This is a genomic window from Geodermatophilus sp. SYSU D00742, assembly GCF_054049935.1.
In genome coordinates this window covers 75,668-87,904 of sequence record NZ_JBJGYJ010000013.1, presented here as the reverse complement: position 1 = coordinate 87,904, position 12,237 = coordinate 75,668, and the positions used below count along the sequence as shown (strand labels likewise).

Genomic DNA, 12,237 nt, shown 5'->3' with positions numbered 1-12,237 from the left:
GGGGGAGGCCATGACGGCGGACGCGACGCGGCAGCCGGCGGAGCGGCGGGCGCGGCAGCGCGTCGAGCAGAAGCTCGGCCTGGCGCTGCACTGGGCGGTCTACCTGGCGGTCAACACCGGGCTGGTCATCGCCGCGGGCGGCGTCGCCGGCTCCGGCTGGCGGCTCGCGGGGTGGGGGCTCGGCCTGGCGGTGCACACCGCCTACGTCGTCGGCGACCTCGGCCGGCTGCGCGAGCGGTTGGTGCGGCGCGAGCTCGAGCGGGAGGGCGGGCGGTGACCACCGCCCCGGTCCGTGCCGCGTCCGCGGTCGCCCCCGGCCGGAGCGACCGTCTGGTGGTGGTCGTGCTGTGGATGGCGCTGGGAGTGGCCGGCGCCCTGCCGCAGATCCTCGTCGCCGAGGTGACCGGGAGTGCGCCGTGGTCCCTGCCGGTGGCCCAGGTACTGGCGCTGCTCGTGCTGCTGATGGTCGCACGGCGCGTCGGCCGGCTGCGGGTGCTCGACGCGTCGCTGCGCTGGCTGCTGGCGATGGCGGCCGGCTGGCACCTGGTCATCGGCGGCCTGACGAGCACCCAGGCCTGGGACGACTGGCAGCACACCGTGCCGTGGGTCGCCCGCGGCGCCGTCGTCCAGGCCCTGCTGTTCGTCCCGACCGTGCTGCTGGTCGTCCTCGGCCCGGGCCGGCTGGGGCGCACCGCGCTGCGGCTGCGGGCCGGCGACGACCGTGTCCGCGCCCGGGCCGGCGTCTACACGGCCGGCACCCGTCCGGTCTGGCGCCGGCTCGGCGCCTTCTGGGCAGTGGGCATCACCGCCGGCACGGCCACCGCCATGGGGCTCGCCCTCGGCCCGCACCTCGGCGAACCGACCGTGCTGCTGTGGTCCCTGCCACTCGTCGCGCTGCTGGCCGCGACCAACACCCTCAACGAGGAGTTCGGCCACCGGAACGTGCCGTTGGCCGTCCTGCCGTCCGTGATCGGCACCCGCGGTGCCCTCGCGGCCACCGGCCTGCTGTTCGGCCTGGCCCACTACTACGGCAACCCACCCGGCGCTCCGGGCGTGCTGCTGGCGGGCTTCCTCGGCGTGCTGCTGGCCAAGAGCATGGTCGAGACCGGCGGATCGAGGTGGGCCTGGCTCATCCACTGGCTGCAGGACCTGGTCATCTTCTCCGCCCTGACGCTGGCCTGGGCCGACCTGTAGCGCGCACCTGCCACCCGATCACCGGCGAGCCGGAACGATGGTGGTGCGTCCCGCGTGGCGGCACACCGCCCGGGTGCCGCGCCCCCGTCTGACCCAGCACCCACCGCCGGACGACGGCGGTTGCCGATGCTCGCCCGCTTCGCCGTCATGACCCGCGGGCACGTGGGGACCGCCGTTCGTGACGGTCGCGTGAAGACCGCACCGATCCTGTCGCCCTCGGGCCCCGCCCGGGTAGCCCCCCTCCAGAGGCATCGAGAGGAGGTACCCGTGCTCGGGTTCATCGCACTGCTGCTGGTCGTGTGGCTGGCACTCGTCGTCATCGGCGTCGTGGTGGAGGGGCTGTTCTGGCTCCTCGTGATCGGCGCCGTGCTCTTCGTCGCCACCGCGGCCTTCGGCTGGGTCAAACGCAACACCAGGGTCTGACGGATCGGATGTGCCACTGCGCGGCACGGGTCATCGAGAGAACGGAGAGGACGCCGCCACCCCGCGGCCCCGACCGGTCAGGACGTGCCGTGCGTGGTGAGGACCTCCGCGGCGCCCTTGCCGGCGAACCGCTCGGCAGCGGCGTGTCCTGTGCCGCTGGGCGCACGCGGGATCACGAGCGGGGTTCTCGACACGCACGACGCCGAGTCCCCCGGCGGGGTTGTCGGTCGAGCTGTTCCCGCACCATCTGCCCGAGCGGGTCGTCCCGCGTCGGCAACTCCTCGCTCGAGGGCAGCAGTCGCAGGGCGAGCTCGTCGTGCGCTCATCGCCGACACCGATGGGTCGGGTGATCGCCCGCGGCAGGTGAGCACCGGGGGGATGGCCGGACACGGCCGCTGTGCGCCGTCCTGCCCTGGAAGCCCCGGTGCCCGCCGGCGCGTCCCCGGGCGTAGCGGAGTCCGGTACGCGAGGTCGCGGCTGGCCAGACGGCGCCAGCGCCGCTGACGCCACCGGTACAGCACGTGCGCGAAGGCCCAGGCGACCACGGTCAACCGGCCGGCCTCGACATCGATCCGGTCGGTGTACCGGGCCCGGCCCGGCTGGGTGCCGGGCTCGATGGTGATCAGGTGGTCCCAGCGACGCAGCAGCTGCCCCGAACCGTTGTCGCGGAGGAGCAAGCGGTCCGGGCTCGTGGGCGGGAAGGAGATGGAGATGGAGATCGTCTGCCCACCGAGCGGCACCAGTCCCAGGAGCCGCATGCTCACCAGGTGGTCCCCCTCGCTCCAGGTCTTCGGTAGCCCTGGCGGATCGACCGGCCGGATCGCGGTCAGCGGCCAGGACACGTGCATCAGCAGGCGAGAGGTCAGCACCGCGTCTCGTGCCCGGTCCACGGAGCACGGCAGCTCCGTCGTGACCGTCGCGAGCATGTCGATCACCCTCTCCAGGCGCCGCCTCCACCCGCGCCATCCGCCCAGCGGCGTCGGTGCAGTGCCGGCCGCGCACCGTAGTGGTCGGCCGGGGCGGCACCAGCCCTGGGCTCTGCGTCGAACGCCCGGCACGAACGACGGCATGCCTCCATCCGGGGACGCGTCCATCCGAGGGGCGGTGCACCCGCCGGCGGGTGATCGCGTCGGGATCGCGCTACGGCACCATCTCTGCCGTGCCGACCCTCCACATCACCCAGGACGACGCCGCCGACGAGTTGCTGAGCCGCGACCCGCTCGCCCTCCTCCTCGGCATGCTGTTGGACCAGCAGTTCCCGATGGAGCGCGCCTTCTCCGGCCCGCGGCTGCTGGCCGACCGCATGGGCGTGGAGACCCTCTCCGCCGCCGACATCGCCGGTGCCGAGCCGGACCGGCTGGCCGCCTGGTTCCAGGGACCACCGGCGATCCACCGCTATCCCGGCTCGATGGCCGCCCGTGCCCAGGCGGTGTGCCGGCTGCTGGTCGAGCGCTACGACGGCCGGGCCGAGGCGCTGTGGGCCGACGCCCCGGACGGCCGCACCCTGCTGGGGCGGGTCGGCGAGCTACCCGGGTTCGGCGCGCAGAAGGCGAGGATCTTCGTCGCGCTGCTGGGGAAGCAGTACGGCGTCACCCCGCCGGGCTGGCGGGAGGCCGCCGGCGAGTACGGCGAGGACGGCTCCCGGCGGTCGGTCGCCGACATCACCGGCCCCGAGTCGCTGGTCGAGGTCCGGCAGTTCAAGCAGGCGAGCAAGCAGGCTGCGAAGGCCGCCGCGAGCGGCTGAGAACGGCCGCGCACGGGCGTCTGCACCCGCCCGGATCCGGTGGCACCATGGGCGGCGCACCCGGCTGTGCCGGGGCCCGTCGACGCCGGGCGCCGCAGTCCGGAGAGGGATCTGCCGTGGGCCGTTCACCGCGGTCGGCAGAGGGAAGGACACCCGTGGCCTCGAGCCATCAGCCCGGCCGTTCCCACCGACCACAGCCGGTCCTCATCACCGAGGCCCAGCCCAGCCGCGCCGAGATGCACGCGGCGCGGAAGAGGCGCTACGTGCTCACCATGGCCGTCCGCGCGGTCAGCCTGATCCTGGCCGCGGTCTTCTACCAGACGCTGTGGCTGGCCCTGATCTTCGCGGCGCTGGGCACGGTGCTGCCGTGGATCGCGGTGATGATGGCCAACGACGAGCCCCCCAAGAAGAAACTCGACGTCAACCGCTACGCCGCTCCCCGGCCGGACCGGGTCCTCGAGAACCCCGCCCGGCCGGGCCGCATCATCGAGCACTGACCCTCACCGGGCGCCTGACCGGGCGACGACGGCGGCGGCCCGCGCCAGGCCGGCATCCAGCGCCGTCGCCGGGTCGCCGTCCGGGTGGGCCAGCCACACCGACAGCAGGCCGGCGGCGAACGCGTCCCCGGCACCGGTGGTGTCCACGACGTCGGCCGGGTGGGCCGGCCGGTGCACCAACGTGTCGCCGGAGGCCCACAGCGCGCCGTCGGCGCCCAGGGTCACCACCGCGACCCGGTGCCGGGCGGCCAGGGCACGGGCCGCGGTCGCCGCGTCGGGGCACCCGGTGAGCAGCCGCGCCTCCTCCTCGTTGGGCAGCACCAGCGTGGCCGTCGCCGTGTCGGCGAGCCACCGCTCGACGCCGTAGCGGGCGAGGGGGCCGGTCGAGGCCGGGTCCACCGACACGGTGCACCCGGCATCGGCCGCCGCGGCCAGGGTGGCCAGCCCCGCGGCGCGCGGCCGCGGGTCCAGCAGGGTGTAGCCGGACAGGTGCAGGTGCCCGCCGGCCCGCAGCGGGGGGACGTCGCCGGGCAGCAGGGCCAGGTTCGCGCCGCGGTCGGCCAGCATGCTGCGCTGCCCGTCCGGCTCCACCAGGCACACGACCGTGCCGGTCGCGGCGCCCGTCACCGCGCGCACGGCCGGCGCCACCCCGGCGGCCACGAGCTCGCCGACCAGTGCGGCGCCGGCCGCGTCGTCCCCGGTGCAGCCGGCGAGGACGACGGGGGTCCCGAGCGCCGCCAGGTGCACGGCGACGTTGGCCCCGGCGCCACCGCCACGGGTGGTGATGCGCGCCGGACGGTCCGACCCGGGAGCGGGCTCCCCGTCGAGCACCACGACGACGTCGGTGGCGAGGTCCCCGACGACGACGACCGGCAGCACCGCGCGGCTCAGCGGGGGAGCGCGGCCAGCGCGGCCGCGATCTGCCCGGCCAGTTCCGCGTTGCGCAGCACCAGGCGCACGTTGACCGCCAGGGTGGCGCCCTCGCTGGCCCGGTGCAGGTGGTCGAGGACGAACGGGGTGACCGCCTTGCCGCGGACCCCGGCCTCCTCCGCCGCGGCCAGCGCCCCCGCGATCACCCGGTCGTGCAGCGCGGGGTCGAGCTGCTCGGCGGCCGGCAACGGGTTGGCGACGACCACCGCGCCGGGCACGAGGTCGCGGCGGGCGGCGAAGACCGCGGCCGCCTGCTTCGCGTCGTCCACCGACCAGTCCACCGTCGAGCCGGAGTCGGCGACGTAGAAGCCGGGGAAGGTGGTCGTGCGGTAGCCGACGACGGTCACCGACAGGCTCTCCAGCCGTTCCAGCGTGGCCGGGACGTCGAGGATCGACTTGACCCCGGCGCAGACGACGACCAGGGACGTGCGGGCCAGGGCGACCAGGTCGGCGGACTCGTCGAAGGTGTCGGCCGACTGCCGGTGCACCCCGCCGAGGCCACCGGTGGCGAACACCCCGATCCCGGCCCGGGCGGCCAGCAGGGCGGTGCTCGACACGGTGGTGGCGCCGCTGAGGCCGAGCGCCGCGGCCACGGGCAGGTCACGGACGCCGAGCTTGGCCAGCTCCGGGTCCGCGCAGACGCGGTCCACCTGCGCGGCGGTCAGCCCGACGTGCGGCACACCGTCGAGGACGGCGATCGTCGCCGGCACCCCGCCACCGGCCCGGACGGCGTGCTCCACCTCGTCGGCCGCGGCCCGGTTGTCGGGTCGGGGCAGCCCGTGGGCCAGCAGGGTGCTCTCCAGGGCGACGACCGGGTGACCGGCGGCGAGCGCGTCACCCACCTCGGCGGAGACCACGATCCCGGGTGAGGGTGGGACGGCGGGCGGCAGGGCAGCGGCGGACACCCTGACATCATGGTGGGCGGGGCAGTCGTGCCCGGCTCCGCCCTGGGCGGCCGGCGATGCCTCCGTCAGCCGTCCTGTGACCCGAGGGAGCACCGCGTGAGCAACACCGACCTGCTCGAGAAGCCCGACGTCCGCGAGGGCGACACCGGCAACGCCAACGAGGTCTTCCACTACGTCCGCAAGAACAAGATCGCCGAGAGTGCGGTGATGGGCACCATGGTCGAGGCCCTCTGCGGCGAGGTCTTCCCGGTGACCAAGAGCCCCAAGCCCGGCAGCCCGGTCTGCCCGGCCTGCAAGGAGATCTACGAGCAGCTCCGCAAGGAGTGACCGACCGGGCCCGGGCAGTGGCTCAGCGGCGGCCGGGGACGGTACCTGGCCGCGGTGTCGGCCGGTGGGCCGACCGTGTCACAACAGGTCCAGGCGCCGGGCCTGCTCGAGCTTGGCGGCCCGGCGCTCCTGCCGGCGCTTCTGGTGCCGTCGCAGCGGAGCCGGCCAGCGGGCCTGGATGGTGGCGTTGAGCTCGGCTCCCAGCAGCACGGCCATCCCGAAGAAGAAGCAGAACAGCAGTGCCGCGATCGGGGTGGCCAGCGCCCCGTAGGGCAGCGTCGCGGTGAGGATGTCGGACACGTAGGCGCGCAGCAGGAGTGCGGCCACGAGGAAGAACCCGACGGCCAGCACGGTCCCCGGCAGGTGCCGCCGCCACGGCAGACGGCGCGGCAGGACGACGTGGTAGAAGCTGGTCAGGGCCAGCAGCAGGCCGATGAGCACCACCGGCCAGTAGACGGCGTTGACCAGCACCGTGGCCGTCGCCCGCCAGTCCTCCGGCAGCAGTGACACCAGCACCTCGCGGCCGAGCACGAGCAGCGGGAGCGTCAGCACCGCCATCACCATGCCGACGACGAACAACCACAGGGCCTTGAGCCGGGTGCGGATCGGCCCCCGGACGTCGCGCTGGTCGTAGGCGATGACGATCGTGTTCATGAACGTCGCCGTCGCCGAGGAGCCGGCCCACAGCGACAGCAGGAAGCCGACGCTCACCAGGTCCAGCCGCCCGGAGCCGAGGATGTCGGCCAGGGTGGGACGGACGAGCGAGTCGACGACGTCAGGGGTGAGCGCCTCGGCGGAGGCGGTCAGCAGCTGGTCCTCGATGCGGGTCACCGACGCCTGGCCGATGAACCCGGCGAGGTAGCCCAGCGAGCCCAGCAGCCCGATCAGCAGCGGCGGCACCGAGAGGATCTGCCAGAACGCCGCCTCGGCAGACAGCCCCAGGATGCGGTCCTGCCAGGCCTTGGCGACGGTACGGCCGAGCACCTGCAGCGGTACCCGCACCGGCGCGGGCCACCGGGCCAGCCGTTCCCGCCGGACCGGTGCGGCCGGCGCCGTCCGGGGCGCCGGGGGCGTCACGTGGTCGGCGTCGGCACCGTCCGGACCACTGCCCACGGGGGCCGGCGACCCCCCGGGCAGGACGGTGCTCACCGGCCCAGTGTGCCCGTCAGGGCCGCGGGAGGGGTCCGGGCGGGGCGGACGAGGTCGGTCTCCCCCCGATCGGGCGAGCGGTCAGGCCACCGTCCGACGGGAGGGGCGACGGCCACCCGGGGCCGGCGCGGGCGCCGGCGCGGTGCCCTCGGGTGCGGGGGCGTCGGCCGGCGCCACCGGGACACAACGGATGACCGGTTCGGCGGCGTACCGGGTCCGGAAGTCCTCCCGACGGATCTCGGCGCCGCTCTGCGGGTCCTTGAACACGCGCGTGACGGTGATGTCGAACCCGGTCGACCCGCCCTGCGGGCTGCAGCTGCCGTCGTCCGGCTTCTCCTGGACCACCGGCTGACGCAGGTTGAACCGGTTGCTGCTGATCGACTCGATGTCGTAGCGCTTGGTCCCGTAGAAGGTCACGGTGAGCGAGCTCGGCGTCCACTGGGTGTCGATGTAGACGCCGGTGTCGCTGTCGTTGCGGAACTTGAGGTCGATCGAGTCGTAGTACACGGTCGCCTCGCGACCGGCCGGGTAGCGGCTGATGTAGTAGCTGTGCGGCTTGTGGAACACGTCCTCGAGCCCGGCGAAGAAGACGGCGTTGAACAGCGTGGTGGCGACCTGGCTCATGCCGCCACCGACGGCGGTCGTGAACTGGCCGTTGTTGATGACACCGGCCTCGACGTAGCCCTGCGCCGTGCCGCGCGGGCCGGTGTGCCCGTTGAGGCTGAAGGTCTCACCGGGCTGGACGATCGCGCCGTCGATCTCCGCGGCGCCGACCCGGATGTTGGTACCGCTGGCTGCGCTGGTGAAGTTGGTGGTGAAGGTGCTGATCTCCTCGCGGATGCCCAGCGCCTCGGCGTCGGCGGTGCTGAACTCGGCCTCGACGGGGCCGAGCTGGGCGGTCACCGTGCGCGGGGCCGGCTGGGGGAGCACCTCGAGCAGCTGACCGGCGAGCGCGGCGGGGTCGACGCCCGCGCCGTCCACCGAGGGGACGACGGTGACCGTGCCCCCGGAGAGCTCGAACCGGGCGTCCTCGGCCGGGGTGCCGAACTCGGCGAACTCGTCGCCCATCGCCTCCTGCAGGCGGGCGGGGTCGACGGCGACGGCGAGCTCGCCGCTCTCCTGCGGCGTGAAGGCGAGGGAGGCGGCGATCGCGGTCTCCGGCACCTCCATCGTCGTCGCGCCGTCCTGGCTGGTCACCGTCACCGGCGCGGCCAGGCCGGGGGTGACCGTCTCGTCGAGCACCCGCTGGGCCGCCTCGGCGCCGACCGTCACCTCGGTGACCTCGACCGGCAGCTCGATCGGCGTGCTCGGGTCGCCGCCGGCGGCCAGGAACTCGGTGACCGCTGCGGCGGCGCCCTCGCGGTCCAGCGTGAGGCCGTCCTCGGGCGCGACGACGCGGGCGGTGGTCCCCTCGATCGCGATGGTGGCGTCGACCGGTGCGCGGTCGACCTGTTCGGCGATCGCGTCGATCTGGGCGGCCAGCGCCGTCTCCTCGCCGGTGATGACCGGGGCCACCTCGCGCTCGGTGAACAGCGAGACCAGCCGGGTCCAGGGGTTCAGCGGCTGCTCGCCCGCGGCGTCCACGGTGCCGTCGACGTCGAGGGTGATGCCCGCGGTGGCGGGGGAGAGGGTGGCCTCGACGTCGCCGGCCACGACCACGTGGTCGGCGGTCACCCGCGGGGCGAGGTCGGTCTCGAGCCGCTCACCGGCGGCGGCGGTGGACAGCCCGCCGATGTCCACGCCGGCGACCACGGTGTTGCGGGGGACGTCCCCGCCCGAGGCGGCCAGGTCGATGCCGTAGGCGGCCGCGAGGACGCCGACGGCGGCGACCGGCGTGACGACGGCCGGACGGCGCCACCAGGGCCGGCGCGGTGCGGCGTCACCGGCCGGGGGCAGGCCTCCGGAGCCGTCGCCCGGACCGTCCGCGGATCCGTCCCCGGGGGTGGCACCGGAGCTGCCCGCCGGCTGGGTGCCGTCGTCCCGGGTGCCGTCGTCCCGGGGGTCGGCGGTGGCCTCCGGGGTCGCCGGCAGCACGCCGGTGGCCGGTGCCGGCCCGTCGGCGGCCGCGGCGTCGGCGGCCGGGGCACCGGCGGCCGGGGGCGGGAGCTGACCGGGTGCCTCGCCGGGGGCGAATCGGATGTCCTGGGTCTCGCCGTCCTCGACGGCGGCGGGGGCCGGCTCAGCCCCGGGCGCGACCGGCCCTGCGGCGGCCTCCGGCGTCTCCGGTGTCCCGGCGGCGGGCGCGGCCGGCCCTGCGGCGGGCGCAGCGGCCTCCGGGCCCCCGGCGGGGGGCGGGGTGACCTCGGGCGTCCCGCCGGCGGGCGGAGCGACCTCGGGCGTCCCGGGGGCGGGCGCCGGGGCGACTCCCGCCGGGCGCGCCCCGGTCTCGGGGCCCACGGGGCCGCGGTCGCGCGGCACGGGACGCGTGTCGTCGGAGAAGACCTCGGGTTCGATCCGGGCGGTCTGGTCCTGCGGGGCGGGGGACTGTGGCATCGGGGGATCTCCGGGTCGCCGTCGACCGGGGGATCCCGGGAACGACGGAGCCGCCGGCGTCCCGTCCGCCCGAGGCGGATCCGGGACGCCGGCGGCGGCGTCGGGTGAGGGCTTCATCGCTGCGAGCGACGATAACCCCTCTATCAGGAGGTGATGCGCTGCTCGCCGTCGGTGTCGATGATGTCGACGGCGATGTCGCGCAGCTTGCCCTCGTACTCACGGGCGTGGTGCCCGCAGAACACGAGGTCGCTGCCGCTGGCGAGGACCACCCGCACCTTGGCCAGCGCACCGCAGCGGTCACAGTGGAAGGGGACGACCAGGTCGTCGGCGGGCGGGGTCGTCGTCAGCGTCTGGGTCATCTGGGTCATCACTCGCTCTCTACCGCACGGACCCGCGGCTGCGGATCGGCCTCCTGCACAGCGCCAGGATGGACCCCTGTGTTCCCGGTCCTGCCGATCGATCGGTGGGACTCGCCGTCGTCGGCGTGTCCGGGGCCGTTGTCACGGGTGGGGCGGGTCAGCAGGGACGTCACTGGCTCGTACAGGTCTGTGGTCGTGGTGCTCGTAGTCGTCAGTTCCGTGCGCCGGTCGTCGTCCGGCTTGGTGGGTCCGCTGCTGTCTTGACGTCCCCCACGCTACGCCGCTTACCCGGTCGGTGACGGCTCACACCGCCCCAGCGGCTCATCGGGGTGAGATCGTGACCATCCCGAGACGCGGCCGTCACGGACCGGCCGTCGGGCGCAACACCCCTGGAACGGGGGCGGTCGAGCGCTCCCGGCCGGGAGCGGGCGGCGTGCTGCCGTCGTGCCGACGCCGCCGGCGAGGGTGACCAGCGACACAGGGCGCCGGTCGGAGGCGGGCCAGCGGCAGGAGACGACGGGGCCTCCGAGCGTGGTCGCTCGGAGGCCCCGTCGTGGTGCCCGCTCAGTCCAGGTAGTCCCGCAGGACCTGCGAACGGCTGGGGTGACGCAGCTTCGACATCGTCTTGGACTCGATCTGGCGGATCCGCTCCCGGGTCACGCCGTAGACCTGACCGATCTCGTCGAGCGTGCGCGGCTGGCCGTCGGTGAGGCCGAACCGCAGCCGGACGACGCCGGCCTCCCGCTCGGACAGCGTCTGCAGGACGCTGGTCAGCTGGTCCTGCATGAGCGTGAAGCTCACCGCGTCGACGGCGACCACGGCCTCGGAGTCCTCGATGAAGTCACCGAGCTGGCTGTCGCCCTCGTCGCCGATGGTCTGGTCGAGGCTGATCGGCTCCCGGGCGTACTGCTGGATCTCCAGCACCTTGTCCGGGGTGATGTCCATCTCCTTGGCCAGCTCCTCCGGGGTGGGCTCGCGCCCGAGGTCCTGGAGCAGCTCGCGCTGGATGCGGCCGAGCTTGTTGATGACCTCGACCATGTGCACCGGGATGCGGATGGTGCGGGCCTGGTCGGCCATGGCGCGGGTGATGGCCTGCCGGATCCACCAGGTGGCGTACGTGGAGAACTTGTAGCCCTTGGTGTAGTCGAACTTCTCCACCGCGCGGATCAGGCCGAGGTTGCCCTCCTGGATGAGGTCCAGGAACGCCATGCCGCGGCCGGTGTAGCGCTTGGCGAGGGAGACCACCAGGCGGAGGTTGGCCTCCAGCAGGTGGTTCTTGGCCCGCTCGCCGTCGCGCACGATCCAGTTGAGGTCGCGGCGCATCTGGGGGGAGAGCTTCTGGCCCTCCTCCTCGGCCTGGCGCAGCCGCTCGGCGCCGTAGAGGCCGGCCTCGATCCGCTTGGCGAGGTCGACCTCCTCCTCGGCGTTGAGCAGGGCGACCTTGCCGATCTGCTTGAGGTAGGCGCGGACCGAGTCGGCCGAGGCGGTGAGCTCGGCGTCCTTGCGTGCCTGGCGGAGGGCCTCGGACTCCTCCTCGTCGTCCCACTCGAAGTCGCCGCCCTCGGTCGCGGCGGCCTCCTCCTCGGCGGCGGCCTCGACGGCGACGCCGTCGGGCCCGGCTACGACGGTCTCGTCGAGCTTGAGCCCCTCGCCGCCGTCGACGACCGCGACGGCGGAGTCCTCGGTGGCGACCGCGGTCAGCACGGCGCCCTCACCGGTGCCCGGGGACGGCGAGATGCTGGGCTTGCGGGCGCCACCCTTGGCGGCGGTCTTCGCCGGTGCCTTCTTGCGAGCGGGGGCCTTGGCCGGACTGGCCGTGGCGTCGCCCGCGGATACCGGTGCGCTGGTCCGGGTGACCCGGGGGGCGGCGGCAACCGTCCTGGAGCGCCCCGTGGTGCTCGCTGCGGCTGCTTCCGGTGCTGGCTGGTCGGCGGGCACTCAGGATTCCTTCCCGTGCTGGGTGCGTTCCCCGGGGGGCCGTCTGGCCCCCGGGCAGCGGCCTCGGCCGGCGTCCGGAGCGGGAGAGGTCCCAGCAGACCGGCCCGGGTTTCACCGGTGCGCGGGTGGGGGATGGCTCTCGGCTGGGGAGCGACGGGGCGGGGCTCGTCCATTGTAACGACGCAGCTGGATGAAACCACCGTTGCGGGCCTGCCGGGATCGCTCGCACGGGGTGCCCCGTGCAGGTCGGGGAGGTCCGCACCCTCCGTGGTGGCCCG

The 12,237-nt window shown here is 74.6% G+C and carries 12 protein-coding genes; 6 read left to right on the top strand and 6 right to left on the bottom strand.

Going from position 1 to position 12,237, the window contains the following annotated elements:
* Positions 1–10 precede the first annotated feature (10 nt).
* The 5 genes from ACI78V_RS11370 to ACI78V_RS11350 all read left to right on the top strand — a co-directional run bounded on the left by ACI78V_RS11370 (position 11) and on the right by ACI78V_RS11350 (position 3,858).
* Complete coding sequence (locus ACI78V_RS11370; RefSeq protein WP_456851006.1) at positions 11–277, top strand: 2TM domain-containing protein; 267 nt, start codon at positions 11–13, stop codon at positions 275–277.
* The gene (locus ACI78V_RS11365; protein WP_456851005.1) at positions 274–1,194 is read left to right on the top strand and encodes a CPBP family intramembrane glutamic endopeptidase; all 921 of its coding nucleotides are present in this window, start codon (positions 274–276) and stop codon (positions 1,192–1,194) included. The genes ACI78V_RS11370 and ACI78V_RS11365 overlap by 4 nt, the downstream gene beginning before the upstream one ends.
* 267 nt (positions 1,195–1,461) lie before the next feature.
* The gene (locus ACI78V_RS11360; RefSeq protein ID WP_456851004.1) at positions 1,462–1,617 is read left to right on the top strand and encodes a hypothetical protein; all 156 of its coding nucleotides are present in this window, start codon (positions 1,462–1,464) and stop codon (positions 1,615–1,617) included.
* A 1,159-nt stretch (positions 1,618–2,776) separates the two neighbouring features.
* A complete protein-coding gene (locus ACI78V_RS11355; RefSeq protein WP_456851003.1) occupies positions 2,777–3,361 on the top strand; it encodes an HhH-GPD-type base excision DNA repair protein in 585 nt (194 codons plus the stop codon).
* Positions 3,362–3,516: 155 nt separating this feature from the next.
* Entirely contained in the window at positions 3,517–3,858 is a 342-nt protein-coding gene (locus ACI78V_RS11350) for a DUF3099 domain-containing protein (protein WP_456851002.1), read from the top strand.
* Positions 3,859–3,861: 3 nt separating this feature from the next.
* Here ACI78V_RS11350 and ACI78V_RS11345 read toward each other — a convergent pair whose 3' ends face one another.
* On the bottom strand, positions 3,862–4,737 hold the full coding sequence (locus ACI78V_RS11345) for a carbohydrate kinase family protein (protein ID WP_456851001.1): 876 nt from the start codon (positions 4,735–4,737) through the stop codon (positions 3,862–3,864).
* 8 nt (positions 4,738–4,745) lie between these two features.
* Entirely contained in the window at positions 4,746–5,693 is a 948-nt protein-coding gene (locus ACI78V_RS11340) for a pseudouridine-5'-phosphate glycosidase (protein ID WP_456851000.1), read from the bottom strand.
* Positions 5,694–5,789: 96 nt separating this feature from the next.
* On the opposite strand from ACI78V_RS11340, the gene ACI78V_RS11335 reads away from it, so the two are divergent.
* Positions 5,790–6,020 (top strand): DUF3039 domain-containing protein, encoded by a 231-nt coding sequence (locus ACI78V_RS11335; RefSeq protein ID WP_456850999.1) that lies wholly within the window; start codon positions 5,790–5,792, stop codon positions 6,018–6,020.
* A 78-nt stretch (positions 6,021–6,098) separates the two neighbouring features.
* Here ACI78V_RS11335 and ACI78V_RS11330 read toward each other — a convergent pair whose 3' ends face one another.
* The 4 genes from ACI78V_RS11330 to ACI78V_RS11315 form a co-directional block, all read right to left on the bottom strand.
* On the bottom strand, positions 6,099–7,169 hold the full coding sequence (locus ACI78V_RS11330; protein WP_456850998.1) for a YihY/virulence factor BrkB family protein: 1,071 nt from the start codon (positions 7,167–7,169) through the stop codon (positions 6,099–6,101).
* 81 nt (positions 7,170–7,250) lie between these two features.
* Entirely contained in the window at positions 7,251–9,662 is a 2,412-nt protein-coding gene (locus ACI78V_RS11325) for a VanW family protein (RefSeq protein WP_456850997.1), read from the bottom strand.
* Between the two features lie 143 nt (positions 9,663–9,805).
* Complete coding sequence (locus ACI78V_RS11320; RefSeq protein WP_097206314.1) at positions 9,806–10,030, bottom strand: DUF7455 domain-containing protein; 225 nt, start codon at positions 10,028–10,030, stop codon at positions 9,806–9,808.
* A 555-nt stretch (positions 10,031–10,585) separates the two neighbouring features.
* Complete coding sequence (locus ACI78V_RS11315; protein ID WP_456850996.1) at positions 10,586–11,959, bottom strand: RNA polymerase sigma factor; 1,374 nt, start codon at positions 11,957–11,959, stop codon at positions 10,586–10,588.
* Between the last annotated feature and the right edge of the window lie 278 nt (positions 11,960–12,237).

What these genes read in the sequence shown, in the direction of transcription:
- ACI78V_RS11320 (WP_097206314.1), bottom strand. Translation starts at nt 10,030, where the DNA reads ATGACCCAGATGACCCAGACGCTGACGACGACCCCGCCCGCCGACGAC.
- ACI78V_RS11370 (WP_456851006.1), top strand. Translation starts at nt 11, where the DNA reads ATGACGGCGGACGCGACGCGGCAGCCGGCGGAGCGGCGGGCGCGGCAG.
- ACI78V_RS11325 (WP_456850997.1), bottom strand. Translation starts at nt 9,662, where the DNA reads ATGCCACAGTCCCCCGCCCCGCAGGACCAGACCGCCCGGATCGAACCC.